The following is a 15,920-nucleotide window of genomic DNA, read 5'->3' as shown; positions in this document are numbered from 1 at the left end:
TACGCACCACCCCGTCAGTAGCTGAACAGGAGGGACAGCTGATAGAAACAGAAGCCACTGGAGCACCTCAAAAACACCATCATACACTAAATCAGTAAGTTGGCAGCATCACCGGTGTATTGAATTGCGCCGACCACCCTGCCAGCACTTAATGAGTTTTCGCGATTAACCTCGGCAGGAACGAATATCTGGGCCTGATAGTTTTTAGTTAAGCGGGATGAAACCTGGAAAGGGTATTCTTTTCCAAGAACAAGGGCCGATGAGACATAAGGGCTGGATTTTTCGTAAACCATAATCGCGAAATTTTTCGCGTAGCCTTCGCCGGTCTCGACGCCCAAAAGACCGTTCATTGATGCGAATTTGGTATTGATCAGGGAAGAGAAAGTTAAGCCAACTTGTGCCTGTTCCGGGCATGTGATGGTAATAGAAAAGTCCTTTTTATCACCTTGATAATTTAGCGTATTCTGGAATGAAGCAATACTGTAGGTCCCCAAATCGACGTTGGTCGACGAGGGATAAATGGAACATGAACGCGTATTTACTTTAATTGGCGCTGAGAAATTGATAGTAAGAATACGAAGCGCATCCTCTGGCGTGAGCAAAGGTTTGACTTTTACGTTAACCATTTCGCCGGCAGGGATCTCGGATTCTCCCTGATTAATATTACCTGTCTGCACGAATTCTACCAATACGGTGCTGTTGTCGATAGAACAGCTCGGGCTGCAGGTCACCGGAGAGCCGGAGTTACCCGGCACCCAGGTGTTCCCTGCGTTGGCTGGCCATTTCATCCGAATACCGATACCCGGAATTTCGGTTGTATAGACTTTATCTACCGAGGAAGAGAGATAATTTCGGCTGTAAGCGGTGTGCCACTGCGTTTGCGTTGATTCATCACAGATATATTTGATGTTAGGTGCAGTATACGTTTTCGACCATAAGACCGTTCCAGTGGAGCCTTTATCCGCAGGGTTTAACGTAATGTCGTCTGTAATATTTAAAACCTTTTCCACGCCTTCGAGTCTGCACGCTGAGGCTTTTGCTTCAAGGGTAAACATCCATAAAACGGATAATAAAACGAGATAAAGCAGAGTAGTAATGTATTTATTCATTTTCTGTTAAAGGCCTTTGCAGATAATATCTATTGCATTAAAGGAGGCGGCTTTATTCATGTTGCGGGGTTTTCTGTTATCAGAAAGGTGATTGACTTCTGCTGAGCACGCGTTCATCACCTTATTACTATTCCATTTAATAACGATCGGCTTGCCAGGTTCAGGTAAGGTCAGCATTGCCAGGCCACCCTGTCCGACCATACCGAGCGTGGTATTGCTACCATCGGTAATGGATGCGCCGAAGGGGATCTTTTGCCCGGAGGCATGTGTGAAGCGCACAAAGGTCTGTTGCTTCTGCTGTGTTTCCATTTTGATATGCACGGCGGCACCGGCGGTTGGCACAATGCTCTTACGCGTATCCTCTACATCGACACTCATTGATGTACCTTTTGGATCAATGAAGACATCGTTGTATCTGTAAGGCGTCAGATAGCCGACAATCCCGTAGCCGTTATCTTTAATGACCGCATTTGAATCAGGGTAAACTCTTGCCCCTTCAGCGCCTTTGGCCTCTATCACGCCAATGGTGTCGCCTAACGTTGGGGTCAAATTGATACCGCCACGGTGCACAACCACGCCACCGTTCATGTTCAGACCGCCCATGAAGCTATGGAGGGACTGGCTGAACGCGACGCCGCCGGAAGCGCTATCGCCCACATAAGACAGGTTGGTACCGAAGTTGGTTTCCGGCCTGCTGGACTCGCTGAAGTAGCCGCTAAAGCCATACTGCGATCGCTCGCCGGCCGAGCCGCTGAGCGAGGTGCGGATGGTGGCCTCATCACTGTTGTAGCTAAAGTTTGCTCCCAGGCGAGCCTGTTTTTCATAACGATGGCCGAGCGGCATAGATACGCTCAGGTAGATCGTATCGTCGTGACCACCGTCTTCATTGTTGGTTCGGCCAAGCGAAATGCCCCAGGTCGACGAGCCAAACCGGTTGTTGTATCCCAGCGCGTAGTTGGATTTTTCCGTGCGGCCCAGTTCATCGTTCCAGATGTTGCCGATAAAACCACTGACGTAGAAACTTCCCCAACCCGCAGGCAGCATCTGGTTGATGTTTGCTTCCAGGCGTTCACGATAGCGTTCGGGTAAATATCGGTCGTTACCATGCTCCAGCGCCTGCTTCACGCTGACGGCATCCGACAGCGAGTAGTAATTTTTACTGGAGTAGCGGTAACCCACCAGGCTGAAATTTGTCCCGGTTTCGGAAAGATTTTTAGCAAGGCTGATACGCAGGGACATGTCACACAGTGAGCCGCAGTCATCGCTCCCGGTGCTGGAGTTAAAGTTCGTATAAGAGCGGGTAACGTCCAGGCCTAATGCCCCCAGCGGGGTATTGATAGCCACACCACCCAGCAGGGCGTTGTAATCGCCATCAAACGCGGTTTGAGCGCCTACGTAACCGGTCAGATTATTAAGCAAACCGTACTGAAGCGTGCCTTCCGTCATCCACGGATCATCGGCAAGAAATGTGTTGCGGATTTCCCCCGAGGAGACCGAATAGCGAAAATAGCCTTCGCGCAGCAGCTGCGGAACGCTGGAGTAGGGGACGGTAAAGGAATTGATGGTGCCATCGGTCTCTTTGACGGTGACTTCCAGATCGCCGTTGTAGCCCGTTGCATAGAGATCGCTGATGGCAAACTCGCCTGGGGGAACCACTTTTTCATAGAGGGTACTGCCGGACTGCTTGATGGTGACCGTCGCGTTGCTGTTGGCAAAACCACGAACGACAGGCGCATAGCTGCGCACGGAATCCGGCAGCATGCGATCGTCGGTGGCGAGTCTGACGCCGCGAATGGCCGTTGTATCAAACATCTCCCCGCTGGTGTTGAGATCGCCCAGCACCACTTCAGATTGCCAGGCCGCAATTCCCCGGCTGGCAAATGCCTGCAGATGATCGACCCCTTCATCCTCAATATCATTGCCGAGGTTCAGGGTGTCATAGGTTACAAAACGCCACGCACCGAGCGTCATAGCGGTTTGCAGGTTACCAAAGAGATAGTTGCTGGTTTCACCTAACTCACGGTTGCGCGTGCTTGAACCACTCAGCGCGTAGGAGGCCATGAGGGTAGGTTCACCGTCATCCCATAGTTCAGGGCTGATATAACCCTCTGGTGTATTGAGCAGCATCGCCTGCGGAACGGTGACATCCAGGCGCTCATCATCCTGGTTGTAGGTGACGGTCGCGCCGGGGATAAGCGTTTCGAGGATCAGGCAGCGGCCCGTCTTCCAGTTTTCCGGCAGTTTGCTGGTATCGACATCAAAGCGGATAATCATTTCCGGCGTCATGCAGGCATTTACGCCCTGCGTATTGTTTGCCGGAATAAATGAAATGGGCCAGGTTCCTAATTTCCGCAAGTTGCTAAATACTTCCAGTTTGTAATCACCTGGCTGGATTTTATCTACCCCGTCGAACTGGCTAAGGTCTAATCCACTGTCATAGAAATTCATAAAGCCGCGAGAAAAGTTTACCGCTTTTTTTTCTGTTTCTGCGTTAACCTGGCCTGAAATGCACAATGCCAGAATCATTATCTGGCCAAGGGTACTTTTCGCTTTTTTGAGAAGCCTGTATTTATTATGGCGTGCGGACATTTGACCTTCCGAAAGGTAGAACGTATAAAAAGTTAAAAGTTATAGGTGCGCTTAATATATGCGCCTAAATCAGTGATATAATTGTATTTAAATATGCCGCGTCCACTCACTGCGCTCACCTGCGGAAAGTGATAAACCAGCGTTCCATAAGGGACAATCATGTCACCGGGGATCTCAATGTCTTTATTGTCGGCATTCGTTAGCCACACGCTCGTCATGCTCACATGGAAAGGCGAATTATTGGTTCCCACCACGTCGTAGCCCTTTGCCACTTTACGCAGTTCCCACTTCAGATCGTCGCCCGCCTGCATGGGATTGCCTTTCAGGCCCGCAGGGCGATAGAAAAATTTGATCATCGTGCGGAACGCCATTTTTATCTGATTCCGATCCGCCTCTTCCGGCAGTTCAGGTGGAATATCCAGCACGTTTAGCCAGAGCAGGGTTTCGCGATCTTTCGGGTATTTTCCTGCGGCTTCCTCTGTCTGGAATATACGGAAAACTTTCCCTTTCTGACCGTTAACGCGCGCAGCGGGAGGGTTGATAAAGAACGGAAGATTCTCCTTCTCCGTCCCATCGGTTTTGTCGGTGCTGGAAAGCCAGACCTGCACCAGCTCCGGGTTTTTACTGAGGTTATTTACGCGAACGGTTTGTTCACTCTCGTTTGCATTGAATGCCACACGAGTTGTTAAAATTTGTATAGTGGCGTTGGCGCAGGGGAACCACGTCAATGTCACCATTAACATTACTTTGAGAATATTACTGACCATCAGGCTCAACGTTCCTAAATGTGGCAGGGAAAGCAGTGGGATCACTCCCACTGCTCAAAGGTCTTACTGGTACTTAATGGAATAAATGACGTCAGTGGTGACTTTACCGGCCGTTGCCGCACCGCCGGTGGCAACGTACTGCGCCCAGTAGTCGAAGCGAGCGGTATTACCCGAAATGACCGCTGTTTTCGGGTTATTGTTTGCGGTATTCAGATCTAAAACAGCTTTGCTGGAATCTAACAGACCGATTTCAACTTTATCGGCACCACCCGTGGTAACGGTGTTTTTCAGGTTACCGGTCGCGGTGTTGATATTGGTGCTCTGTGCCAGTTCGAAGAAGACGCTGGCGACTTTGTTGTTGGTGCAATTTGAGCCGCTCAGTTTAATGAAGAATGGCGTGTCTCCCGCGCGCTGACCCGCAGTGGCCAGCGCGGTGGTGCTGACGCTTGGCAGATGCACGGTGAAATCAGGAGAGGTGGATTCACCCTGTGCGTCACCGCCTGTAATAATACAGGTGGCGTCACTGATCGTTCCGTCAAAGGTAATTGTGCCATCTTCTGCCGCTGCTGCAGAACCCGCTCCCGCCAGAATGGTAAAAAGACCAATTTTTAAATATTTGTTCATAGATAATTCCATTTAGACATAAATTTTAATAAAGCGGCGGGATTGTAGGGAGTAAAAAAAGAGAAAACCACAGGATGAAACTAAATAAATTCTGAATTGAGACTGTCTCATGCTGTTTATGTATGTATGAATATGGTATGAGGTGTTTTTTTTCTTTGAATTACAAGGGCGAAATAGATGGTGGGATGAATTAAATATTCACTTGGAAAATATATGGATTGTAAAGATTATAATATTTTTATGGCTATGATTTTATTTGGTGAATAGGATGGGTTGTCTATATATGTTGTATTTATGAGTCGCTTGAATTTAATGGATTCAGGCGCTATTCTTAGCGTCATACAGCATTACGATATGAAACGATCCCTTCCTCGTCGGGCTTAACGACGCGGAAGGGATTTTTTTTCACCTTTAGCAACGATCGTCTATCTATGATACGAGGACAGGACATGAGCACTTTAGGTCATCAGTACGATAACTCTCTGGTATCTAACGCGTTTGGTTTTTTACGCCTTCCGATGAACTTCCAGCCGTACGACAGTGACGCGGACTGGGTGATCACCGGCGTGCCGTTCGACATGGCAACGTCAGGCCGTGCGGGTGGGCGTCATGGCCCGGCGGCGATCCGTCAGGTTTCCACTAACCTGGCCTGGGAGCACAACCGCTTCCCGTGGAACTTCGACATGCGCGAGCGTCTGAACGTGGTGGACTGCGGTGACCTGGTGTACGCCTTTGGCGACGCGCGTGAGATGAGCGAAAAGCTGCAGGCCCACGCCGAGAAGCTGCTGGCTGCCGGTAAGCGCATGCTCTCCTTCGGCGGCGACCACTTCGTGACCCTGCCGCTGCTGCGCGCCCACGCGAAGCACTTTGGTAAAATGGCGCTGGTGCACTTCGATGCCCACACCGACACCTACGCCAACGGCTGTGAGTTTGACCACGGCACCATGTTCTTCACCGCGCCGAATGAAGGTCTGATCGACCCGAACCACTCCGTGCAGATCGGTATTCGCACTGAATTCGACAAAGACAACGGCTTCACCGTGCTGGATGCGGGTCAGGTTAACGATCGCGGTGTTGATGACATCCTCGCGCAGGTGAAGCAGATCGTGGGTGATATGCCTGTGTATCTGACCTTCGACATCGACTGCCTGGATCCGGCATTTGCACCGGGTACCGGTACGCCGGTGATCGGCGGCCTGACCTCAGACCGTGCCATCAAGCTGGTGCGCGGCCTGAAGGATCTCAACATTGTCGGGATGGACGTGGTGGAAGTGGCGCCTGCGTATGACCAGTCCGAGATCACTGCGCTGGCCGCAGCGACCCTGGCTCTGGAAATGCTCTACATCCAGGCAGCCAAAAAAGGCGAATAAGCCTCTTCTGGCGTAAAAAAAACCTCTCCCTGGAGAGGTTTTTTATTGCCTTTAAAAGACGTTAAACGGGTATTCCACGTAAGCGCGGATCTCGTCCCCGCCCACGTTATAATCGCTGGCGTTACTGGAGACGCGCAGTACGGAATAGCGCAGTTTCAGTTTCAGATCCTTCGCCGGGCCTTCCTGCACCTGGTACTGGATCTGATTAAACCACTCGTGCTCTTTGCCGTTGCTGGTTTCTGCGGTTTTGATGTTGTCCCCGCGCACGTAGGCGGTGGTCCAGCTCAGACCCGGCAGGCCAAGGCCACCAAAGTCCAGACCGTAGGATGCCTGCCAGGAACGTTCATCTTCGCCGTTAAAATCAGACCAGTAGGAGTTTGCCAGCCAGATGGTGTTACCGCCATCACCCACGCCGCCCTGGTCGCGGTAGCCGCCGTAGTTGTAGCCGGTGCTGCCGCTGCTCTGCTGGTACGCCACTTTGAACGTGTGAATATCCCAGATGTAGCTCGCCGCCAGGCTCCAGATAGCGTTGCTGCGGCCCGTGTCGAGGCTGTCCGCATAACTCTGGTCCAGACGGGAGTTATAACCGTTGAAGTCGAGCACCAGCTGCTGCCCGGTGCTGAACGGCTGTTTGAAGTTCAGGCCCAGATATTGCTTGTTCATCACCTCTTCATTGTGAGAGGCGTAAAACGCGCCGCTGAACTGGTCGTTGAACTGGTAGCTCGCGCCGCCGAAGGAGAGGCTCTTCAGCCCGCTGTCGTGGCGGTCGTCACTTTTACGCTGCTCGTCCGTGAAATAACCGGCGTTGATTTCCAGACCATCGATCTCTTTTGAGGTCAGCATGGTGCCGGTATAGCTTTCAAACAGCAGGCGGGAGCTGTCGGCATTCACGATAGGCAATTCTGGTCGCTGATTCCCGTAGCTCAGTACGGTATTCGAGATGCGCATTTTGGCGGTTGCGCCAAACTTTGCCAGATCGGATTTTGCCCGGCCGTCGTCTTCCTGCTTAAAGAAGTCGATGCCGCCCGCGCCGCTCTTGCCGCGGCCGCCGTCCAGGCGCACGCCGTATTGAGCAATACCGTCCACACCAAAGCCAACCGGTCCTTCGGTATAGCCGGATGCAAACGTGGCGATGATCCCCTGACCCCATTCGGCTTTATCCTCCTGGCCCTGATGATAATCACGGCTGATATACGCATTGCGTAAAAACAGGTCCAGATGGCTGTCGTCAATAAAACCCTGGCTGTCGGATTGCTGGCTTGCAGCGGCAGGTAGTGCGGAAAATAAACTTAAAGCAATTAATGATAATTCTTTTTTCACGGAGGGAACGTCTCTTTCTGGATATATTAATTGAATAACTGCAGGGGGGATAATTACCGGAAAAAGTGACCTTTGCAATAATTATGCGACCAGACATTTCAATGTGACAGGGCAGGCTTGGTGGGGCTTTCAGAGGTGTTATCGATACGTGCTGTTAAGTTAACAATTCATGCGAAATAAAAAGGAGGCAAAACTGCCTCCTTCTGAAATTATTTAATTCCGTCTGCGGCCATACGGTCGCGAATATGCTGTGCGCGTTCTTCTGAGGCAGGGTGATCGTCAAACATGGAGCTTTGACGTCCCGCTTCCAGCTTGGCCAGTTTTTCGAAGCTGGTGGCTAAACCGGATGGATTAATGCCGCGTTTGCGCAACAGATCGTAGGAGTAGTCATCCGCTTCGGACTCCTGACGCTGGGAGAACTGAGAGTTCACCAGCTTTTCACCTACGTCGCCCAGCTGTGACTGCGACAGGCTGCCAACGATACCGCCTGCAGATGCTGCCGCTGCGCGGATGGCATTGGTGCCCAGGGCTACCTGCATCCCTTTCTTCACGTGGCCCAGGGCAACGTGGCCCATTTCATGGCCGATAACCGCTTCCACTTCGTTGTCGGTCATCATGTCCATCAGCCCGCTGTAAACGCGGATACAGCCGTTTGCCATCGCGAAGGCGTTGACGTCTTTCGCCATGTACACCTTGTAGTTCACCGGCTGGCCGTTGATGTTATCGCCCAGCGCGGAAGCAATCTTATTCAGACGCTGCGTGTAGGTACTGTTAGCCGGCGCAAGCGTGGCTTTTCCGTCCATATCTTTACAGGCCTGGTCGCTCAGCGCTTTTACCTGCGCATCGCTCAGGGAATAGGCCTGAAAGGCCTCTGCGCCTGACGTCATCAGACCGTTAGAGTCCATATTCTGACAGCCGCTCAGCAGGAGCGTTGTACCCAGGGCCAGCACTATTGCACGCATTTTCATGAGGTTGCTTCCGTACTCGTTAATCTGAATAAAATCCGAAAAGTGCACCGTCAGCGAAGCCGGTGTTGGGCTAAGTATAAGGAATATCTACAGGGCCGGGCGAGCAGATTGCGCAACATGCGAGCATGATCCAGAGATTTCTTAACAAGCAAAAGAATGCTCCATGTACATGACTTGCGGCTTGGGTTACATTGTTGGCACTTTTTTCCGGCGTAGCCCAAAACGCGCTGTCGTCAAGGGCATGGCCTTTAACAGTCCGATCTGGAGTTAAAATGTCCTCACGTAAAGAGCTTGCTAATGCTATTCGTGCGCTGAGCATGGACGCAGTACAGAAAGCCAAATCCGGCCACCCAGGGGCCCCTATGGGTATGGCTGATATCGCCGAAGTTCTGTGGCGCGATTTCCTGAACCACAACCCGCAGAACCCGTCATGGGCTGACCGCGACCGCTTCGTGCTGTCAAACGGCCACGGCTCTATGCTGATCTATAGCCTGCTGCACCTCACCGGCTACGATCTGCCTATCGAAGAGCTGAAAAACTTCCGCCAGCTGCACTCCAAAACTCCAGGTCACCCGGAAGTGGGCTACACCGCTGGCGTAGAAACCACCACCGGCCCGCTGGGTCAGGGTATTGCAAACGCTGTGGGTATGGCGATTGCTGAGAAGACCCTGGCGGCGCAGTTCAACCGTCCTGGCCACGACATCGTTGACCACTTCACCTACGCGTTCATGGGCGATGGCTGCATGATGGAAGGCATTTCTCACGAAGTGTGCTCCCTGGCAGGTACCCTGAAGCTGGGTAAACTGGTTGCGTTCTATGACGACAACGGTATCTCCATCGACGGTCACGTTGAAGGCTGGTTCACTGACGACACCGCTGCACGTTTCGAAGCCTACGGCTGGCACGTTGTGCGTGGCGTTGATGGCCACGATGCTGACTCGATTAAACGTGCAGTAGAAGAAGCGCGCGCAGTGACGGACAAACCGTCCCTGCTGATGTGCAAAACCATCATCGGCTTCGGTTCTCCGAACAAAGCGGGTACGCACGACTCCCACGGCGCGCCGCTGGGCGACGCGGAAATCGCACTGACCCGCGAAGCGCTGGGCTGGAAATACCCTGCATTCGAAATCCCATCTGAGATCTATGCTCAGTGGGATGCAAAAGAAGTAGGCCAGGCAAAAGAAGCGGCATGGAACGAGAAGTTCGCTGCTTACGCGAAAGCCTTCCCACAGGAAGCGGCTGAATTCACCCGTCGTATGAAAGGTGACATGCCGTCTGACTTCGACGCGAAAGCGAACGAATTCATCGCTAAGCTGCAGGCGAACCCGTCTAAAATCGCGAGCCGTAAAGCGTCTCAGAATGCCATTGAAGCGTTCGGTCCTCTGCTGCCTGAATTCCTCGGCGGCTCCGCTGACCTGGCGCCATCTAACCTGACCCTGTGGTCCGGTTCTAAGCCAATCAACGAAGACACTGCCGGTAACTACATCCATTACGGTGTACGTGAATTCGGTATGACTGCGATTGCCAACGGTATCTCCCTGCACGGTGGTTTCCTGCCGTACACCTCTACCTTCCTGATGTTCGTTGAATATGCGCGTAACGCCGTGCGTATGGCGGCGCTGATGAAACAGCGTCAGGTGATGGTCTATACCCACGACTCCATCGGTCTGGGCGAAGACGGCCCAACTCACCAGCCGGTAGAGCAGGTGGCTTCCCTGCGCGTGACCCCGAACATGAGCACATGGCGTCCATGTGACCAGGTGGAATCCGCGGTGGCGTGGAAATACGGCGTTGAGCGTCAGGACGGTCCTACCGCGCTGATCCTCTCCCGTCAGAACCTGGCGCAGCAGGAACGTACCCCAGAGCAGCTGGCGAACATCGCGCGCGGCGGTTATGTGCTGAAAGATTGCGCGGGCCAGCCAGAGCTGATCTTCATCGCTACCGGTTCTGAAGTTGAACTGGCCGTTGCTGCATGGGAAAAACTGACTGCCGAAGGCGTGAAGGCGCGCGTGGTTTCCATGCCGTCTACCGACGCGTTCGACAAGCAGGATGCTGCTTACCGTGAATCCGTACTGCCTAAAGCGGTTTCCGCGCGTGTGGCAGTGGAAGCGGGTATCGCTGACTACTGGTTCAAATACGTGGGTCTGAACGGCGCTATCGTCGGTATGACCACCTTCGGTGAATCTGCTCCGGCAGAACTGCTGTTCGAAGAGTTCGGCTTCACCGTTGAGAACGTTGTCGCGAAGGCGAAAGAACTGCTGTAATCACCATTTTGCCCGGTGGCGCTTATGCTTACCGGGCCTACAAATGGCTCGAAAGTAGGCCGGGTAAGCGCTAGCGCGCCACCCGGCTTTTTTGTAAGCATTATTCCACCTAAAATGTGACGCAAGTCATATAGCTCGCTTATTCATCTGGACAGACATTCCTTTTATTCCCCGATTCGCTTATTCTTGCTGAAGCGTTTCAGTCGATTAAATGTTCGACAAATGACCAATCAATCGCAGTTTGTGACAGCAAGGATTCCCCTTCGGGCGTAGCTGGATTACTCTTTCAGCCACCTCAAACTCAGGGATTGCTTTGCAGGAGATCTATGACCGTACGCGTAGCGATTAACGGCTTCGGTCGCATCGGGCGTAATGTGGTTCGTGCTTTGTATGAATCCGGACGTCGGGCGGAAATGACCGTGGTGGCAATCAATGAACTGGCGGATGCTGCGGGCATGGCGCATTTGTTGAAGTATGACACCAGCCACGGACGCTTTGCCTGGGATGTGCGCCAGGAAAGAGATCAGCTTTTTGTGGGTGATGACGCTATTCGTGTGCTGCATGAGAACAGCATCTCCGGGCTACCCTGGCGTGAACTGGGTGTGGATGTCGTGCTTGACTCTACCGGTGTGTATGGCAATCGCGAACATGGCGAAGCGCATCTCTCTGCAGGTGCGAAAAAAGTCCTGTTTTCTCATCCCGGCAGTAACGACCTCGACGCGACCGTCGTGTTTGGCGTCAACCAGCATGAGCTGCAAGCCGAACACCGCATTGTTTCCAACGCCTCCTGTACCACCAACTGTATTATTCCGGTCATCAAACTGTTAGACGATGCGTATGGCATTGAGTCCGGCACCGTGACCACGATTCACTCCGCCATGCACGATCAACAGGTCATTGACGCTTACCACCCGGATTTACGGCGCACGCGTGCAGCGAGCCAGTCAATCATTCCGGTGGATACAAAGCTGGCTGCAGGGATCACGCGAATTTTTCCGCAGTTCAACGATCGTTTTGAGGCGATTGCCGTGCGCGTCCCGACGATCAACGTCACCGCGATCGACCTTAGCGTGACGGTGAAAAAACCGGTAAAAGCCTGTGAAGTCAACGTGTTGCTGCAAAAAGCGGCACAGGGGGCATTTCATGGTATAGTTGACTATACGGAATTACCGTTGGTCTCAGTAGATTTTAACCACGACCCGCACAGCGCCATCGTCGATGGCACGCAAACGAGGGTCAGTGGCGCACACCTTATCAAGACGCTGGTCTGGTGTGATAACGAATGGGGCTTTGCTAACCGAATGCTCGACACCACGTTAGCAATGGCTGCTCAAGGTTTCAGGTAAGGCGCATCGTGCGTCTGCAAAACTTTAAGAATCAACGAGAGGATTCACCATGTCTGTAATTAAGATGACCGATCTGGATCTGGCTGGTAAACGCGTTTTCATCCGTGCCGATCTGAACGTACCGGTTAAAGATGGCAAAGTGACCAGCGACGCGCGTATCCGTGCATCTCTGCCAACCATCGAGCTGGCTCTGAAGCAGGGCGCGAAAGTGATGGTCACCTCCCACCTGGGTCGTCCAACTGAAGGCGAGTACAACGAAGAGTTCTCTCTGCTGCCAGTGGTTAATTACCTGAAAGACAAACTGCCCAACCCGGTTCGCCTGGTGAAAGATTACCTGGACGGCGTTGACGTTGCAGCCGGTGAGCTGGTTGTGCTGGAAAACGTTCGCTTCAACAAAGGCGAGAAGAAAGACGACGAAACCCTGTCCAAAAAATACGCTGCACTGTGCGACGTATTCGTGATGGATGCATTCGGTACGGCTCACCGTGCTCAGGCGTCTACCCATGGTATCGGTAAATTCGCAGACGTAGCGTGTGCCGGTCCTCTGCTGGCTGACGAACTGGAAGCGCTGGGTAAAGCACTGAAAGAGCCTGCTCGTCCGATGGTCGCTATCGTTGGTGGTTCTAAAGTTTCTACCAAACTGACCGTTCTGGATTCTCTGTCTAAAATCGCTGACCAGCTGATCGTTGGCGGTGGTATCGCGAACACCTTCGTTGCCGCTCAGGGCCACAACGTCGGTAAATCCCTGTACGAAGCAGACCTGGTTGACGAAGCCAAACGCCTGCTGGGTACCTGTGATATCCCGGTTCCAACTGACGTTCGCGTCGCGACCGAGTTCTCCGAAACCGCAACCGCGACCCTGAAATCTGTAAACGACATCAAAGACGAAGAGCAGATTCTGGACCTGGGCGACGTTTCTGCACAGAAACTGGCTGAAATCCTCAAAAACGCAAAAACTATCCTGTGGAACGGTCCTGTTGGCGTGTTCGAATTCCCGAACTTCCGCAAAGGGACTGAAATCGTGGCTAACGCAATCGCAGACAGCGAAGCGTTCTCTATCGCAGGCGGTGGTGACACCCTGGCAGCAATCGACCTGTTCGGTATCGCTGACAAGATCTCCTACATCTCCACTGGTGGCGGCGCATTCCTCGAATTCGTGGAAGGCAAAGTACTGCCAGCAGTAGCAATGCTCGAAGAGCGCGCTAAGAAGTAAGCCATTCAAGGGCAGGGAAACCTGCCCAATTTTCAGCGCGCTTTTAAGAGCTCGCACCTTTTCTAACGGCCGAAGATACAGGACTAAGCAACATGTCTAAAATTTTTGATTTCGTAAAACCTGGCGTTATCACTGGTGATGACGTACAGAAAGTGTTCCAGGTAGCTAAAGAAAACAACTTCGCTCTGCCAGCAGTTAACTGCGTGGGTACCGACTCCATCAACGCCGTACTGGAAACTGCTGCTAAAGTTAAAGCTCCAGTTATCGTTCAGTTCTCTAACGGCGGCGCTGCGTTCATCGCAGGTAAAGGCGTGAAAACTGACATTCCTCAGGGTGCTGCAATCCTGGGTGCTATCTCTGGTGCGCACCACGTACACCAGATGGCTGAGCACTACGGTGTTCCAGTTATCCTGCACACTGACCACTGCGCGAAGAAACTGCTGCCGTGGATCGACGGTCTGCTGGACGCGGGTGAAAAACACTTCGCGGCAACCGGTAAGCCACTGTTCTCTTCTCACATGATCGACCTGTCTGAAGAGTCACTGCACGAAAACATCGAAATCTGCTCTAAGTACCTGGCGCGCATGGCCAAAATGGACATGACCCTGGAAATCGAACTGGGTTGCACCGGCGGTGAAGAAGACGGCGTGGACAACAGCCACATGGACGCTTCTGCACTGTACACCCAGCCAGAAGACGTTGATTACGCTTACACCGAGCTGAGCAAAATCAGCCCACGCTTCACCATTGCAGCGTCCTTCGGTAACGTACACGGCGTTTACAAACCAGGTAACGTGGTTCTGACCCCAACCATCCTGCGTGATTCTCAGGAATACGTTTCCAAGAAACACAACCTGCCGCACAACAGCCTGAACTTCGTCTTCCACGGCGGTTCCGGTTCTTCTGCTCAGGAAATCAAAGACTCCGTAAGCTACGGCGTTGTGAAAATGAACATCGATACCGACACCCAGTGGGCAACCTGGGACGGTATCCTGCAGTACTACAAAGCGAACGAAGCTTACCTGCAGGGCCAGCTGGGCAACCCGAAAGGCGAAGACCAGCCGAACAAGAAATACTACGATCCACGCGTATGGCTGCGCGCAGCGCAGACGTCCATGGTGACCCGTCTGGAGCAGGCTTTCAAAGAACTGAACGCGATCGACGTTCTGTAATTTGAGCTGCTAACAGCATCAGAAGGCCCGCAAATGCGGGCCTTTTTTTATGCTTTTTCAATACCCTGCCAGCCCTGTTTTTGTGATCTGTTTGGCAAAGCCGGTGCTTTTTGTTTACCCTTTACTGACCTGCCTGTCTCCATGGGGGATGGATTTTGTGTTTTGGTTTAACAAAAGGAAGAATAAATGGAACAACTCGATGTTGTAGACAGCATCAATAACGCCGGTAACTGGCTGGTGCGCAACCAGGCCCTGCTGCTGAGCTATGCCGTGAACATCGTCGCGGCGATAGCCATCATCATCGTCGGGATGATCGTGGCGCGTATTGTCTCGAATACGGTTAACCGCGTAATGCTGGCCCGTCACATTGACGCCACGGTGGCAGACTTCCTCTCCGCACTGGTGCGCTACGGCATTATCGCCTTCACGCTGATTGCCGCGCTGGGTCGTGTGGGGGTGCAAACCGCCTCCGTCATTGCCGTTCTCGGTGCCGCCGGTCTGGCCATTGGTCTGGCACTGCAGGGCTCGCTTTCAAACCTGGCGGCAGGCGTGCTGCTGGTGACCTTCCGTCCGTTCCGCTCCGGCGAATACGTTGACCTTGGCGGCATTGCCGGAACCGTGCTGCAGGTGCAGATTTTCTCAACGACTATGCGTACCGTCGATGGCCGCATCGTGGTCGTGCCGAACGGGAAAATTATCGCGGGCAACATCATCAACTTCTCCCGTGAACCGGTGCGTCGTAACGAACTGATTATCAGCGTGGCATACGACTCCGACATCGATCAGGTGAAGTCGCTGATTACCAACATCATTGCTTCTGACGATCGCATTCTGAAAGACAAAGAGCAGACGGTTCGCCTGAATGAACTCGGCGCTTCCTCCATTAACTTTGTGGTGCGTATCTGGAGCAAAAGCAGCGATCTGCAAAACGTATACTGGGACGTGCTGGAACGCATTAAGCGCGACTTCGACGCCAACGGCATCAGTTTCCCGTATCCGCAGATGGACGTGAATCTTAAACGCGAGAAAGCCGCCGAGTAATCCCCCGACGTTGTAGGCCCGGTAAGCGCTAGCGCCACCGGGCTTTACCTTCATAAGCTCCGCTAATACCCAATTAATATTATCCATTTCATCTAATGTGATTCGCGCAGTATAGTCAGCTTCCAGAACAACTCTGC

General features: G+C 52.7%; 13 protein-coding genes. 6 read left to right on the top strand and 7 right to left on the bottom strand.

Annotated elements, in window-relative coordinates; all coding sequences use genetic code 11:
* From FHC48_RS23850 to FHC48_RS19315, 5 genes are all read right to left on the bottom strand, one after another.
* A partial coding sequence (locus FHC48_RS23850) for an IS1 family transposase (RefSeq protein ID WP_097491765.1) occupies nucleotides 1–58 on the bottom strand: 58 nt, incomplete at its 3' end.
* A 28-nt stretch (nucleotides 59–86) separates the two neighbouring features.
* Nucleotides 87–1,109, bottom strand: coding sequence for a fimbrial protein (locus FHC48_RS19330; RefSeq protein WP_220420567.1), 1,023 nt, complete (start codon nucleotides 1,107–1,109; stop codon nucleotides 87–89).
* Between the two features lie 6 nt (nucleotides 1,110–1,115).
* A complete protein-coding gene (locus FHC48_RS19325) occupies nucleotides 1,116–3,698 on the bottom strand; it encodes a fimbria/pilus outer membrane usher protein (RefSeq protein ID WP_059364512.1) in 2,583 nt (860 codons plus the stop codon).
* A gap of 32 nt (nucleotides 3,699–3,730) precedes the next feature.
* Complete coding sequence (locus FHC48_RS19320) at nucleotides 3,731–4,465, bottom strand: molecular chaperone (protein ID WP_008499739.1); 735 nt, start codon at nucleotides 4,463–4,465, stop codon at nucleotides 3,731–3,733.
* A 63-nt stretch (nucleotides 4,466–4,528) separates the two neighbouring features.
* The gene (locus FHC48_RS19315; RefSeq protein ID WP_008499738.1) at nucleotides 4,529–5,089 is read right to left on the bottom strand and encodes a fimbrial protein; all 561 of its coding nucleotides are present in this window, start codon (nucleotides 5,087–5,089) and stop codon (nucleotides 4,529–4,531) included.
* A 449-nt stretch (nucleotides 5,090–5,538) separates the two neighbouring features.
* Between FHC48_RS19315 and speB the strand changes: the two genes are divergently transcribed.
* Nucleotides 5,539–6,459, top strand: a complete 921-nt coding sequence (gene speB, locus FHC48_RS19310) for an agmatinase (protein WP_008499737.1) — start codon at nucleotides 5,539–5,541, stop codon at nucleotides 6,457–6,459.
* A 51-nt stretch (nucleotides 6,460–6,510) separates the two neighbouring features.
* Here speB and FHC48_RS19305 read toward each other — a convergent pair whose 3' ends face one another.
* A complete protein-coding gene (locus tag FHC48_RS19305) occupies nucleotides 6,511–7,779 on the bottom strand; it encodes an OprD family outer membrane porin (protein ID WP_059364514.1) in 1,269 nt (422 codons plus the stop codon).
* A gap of 209 nt (nucleotides 7,780–7,988) precedes the next feature.
* Nucleotides 7,989–8,747, bottom strand: a complete 759-nt coding sequence (locus FHC48_RS19300; protein ID WP_021242066.1) for a M48 family metallopeptidase — start codon at nucleotides 8,745–8,747, stop codon at nucleotides 7,989–7,991.
* 272 nt (nucleotides 8,748–9,019) lie between these two features.
* Between FHC48_RS19300 and tkt the strand changes: the two genes are divergently transcribed.
* From tkt to mscS, 5 genes are all read left to right on the top strand, one after another.
* Nucleotides 9,020–11,011 (top strand): transketolase, encoded by a 1,992-nt coding sequence (gene tkt / locus FHC48_RS19295; protein WP_021242065.1) that lies wholly within the window; start codon nucleotides 9,020–9,022, stop codon nucleotides 11,009–11,011.
* A gap of 326 nt (nucleotides 11,012–11,337) precedes the next feature.
* On the top strand, nucleotides 11,338–12,357 hold the full coding sequence (gene epd, locus FHC48_RS19290; protein WP_059364516.1) for an erythrose-4-phosphate dehydrogenase: 1,020 nt from the start codon (nucleotides 11,338–11,340) through the stop codon (nucleotides 12,355–12,357).
* Nucleotides 12,358–12,406: 49 nt separating this feature from the next.
* The gene (pgk, locus tag FHC48_RS19285; RefSeq protein WP_059364518.1) at nucleotides 12,407–13,570 is read left to right on the top strand and encodes a phosphoglycerate kinase; all 1,164 of its coding nucleotides are present in this window, start codon (nucleotides 12,407–12,409) and stop codon (nucleotides 13,568–13,570) included.
* 92 nt (nucleotides 13,571–13,662) lie between these two features.
* Entirely contained in the window at nucleotides 13,663–14,742 is a 1,080-nt protein-coding gene (gene fbaA, locus FHC48_RS19280; RefSeq protein ID WP_008499731.1) for a class II fructose-bisphosphate aldolase, read from the top strand.
* Nucleotides 14,743–14,928: 186 nt separating this feature from the next.
* Nucleotides 14,929–15,783: a small-conductance mechanosensitive channel MscS gene (mscS, locus tag FHC48_RS19275; protein ID WP_008499730.1), complete on the top strand. Its 855-nt coding sequence runs from the start codon at nucleotides 14,929–14,931 to the stop codon at nucleotides 15,781–15,783.
* Nucleotides 15,784–15,920: the final 137 nt, after the last annotated feature.

The organism is Enterobacter sp. EC_50, from assembly GCF_019584525.1.
GTDB lineage: Bacteria > Pseudomonadota > Gammaproteobacteria > Enterobacterales > Enterobacteriaceae > Enterobacter > Enterobacter roggenkampii.
Note: the sequence above shows the minus strand (reverse complement) of the source record. Positions and strands in the feature narration are given on the sequence as shown.

Excerpts from the sequence above, each read along its gene's own strand:
- FHC48_RS19330 (WP_220420567.1), bottom strand. The coding sequence starts at position 1,109 with ATGAATAAATACATTACTACTCTGCTTTATCTCGTTTTATTATCCGTT.
- FHC48_RS19325 (WP_059364512.1), bottom strand. The coding sequence starts at position 3,698 with ATGTCCGCACGCCATAATAAATACAGGCTTCTCAAAAAAGCGAAAAGT.
- FHC48_RS19320 (WP_008499739.1), bottom strand. The coding sequence starts at position 4,465 with ATGGTCAGTAATATTCTCAAAGTAATGTTAATGGTGACATTGACGTGG.
- FHC48_RS19315 (WP_008499738.1), bottom strand. The coding sequence starts at position 5,089 with ATGAACAAATATTTAAAAATTGGTCTTTTTACCATTCTGGCGGGAGCG.
- speB (WP_008499737.1), top strand. The coding sequence starts at position 5,539 with ATGAGCACTTTAGGTCATCAGTACGATAACTCTCTGGTATCTAACGCG.
- FHC48_RS19300 (WP_021242066.1), bottom strand. The coding sequence starts at position 8,747 with ATGAAAATGCGTGCAATAGTGCTGGCCCTGGGTACAACGCTCCTGCTG.
- tkt (WP_021242065.1), top strand. The coding sequence starts at position 9,020 with ATGTCCTCACGTAAAGAGCTTGCTAATGCTATTCGTGCGCTGAGCATG.
- epd (WP_059364516.1), top strand. The coding sequence starts at position 11,338 with ATGACCGTACGCGTAGCGATTAACGGCTTCGGTCGCATCGGGCGTAAT.
- pgk (WP_059364518.1), top strand. The coding sequence starts at position 12,407 with ATGTCTGTAATTAAGATGACCGATCTGGATCTGGCTGGTAAACGCGTT.
- fbaA (WP_008499731.1), top strand. The coding sequence starts at position 13,663 with ATGTCTAAAATTTTTGATTTCGTAAAACCTGGCGTTATCACTGGTGAT.
- mscS (WP_008499730.1), top strand. The coding sequence starts at position 14,929 with ATGGAACAACTCGATGTTGTAGACAGCATCAATAACGCCGGTAACTGG.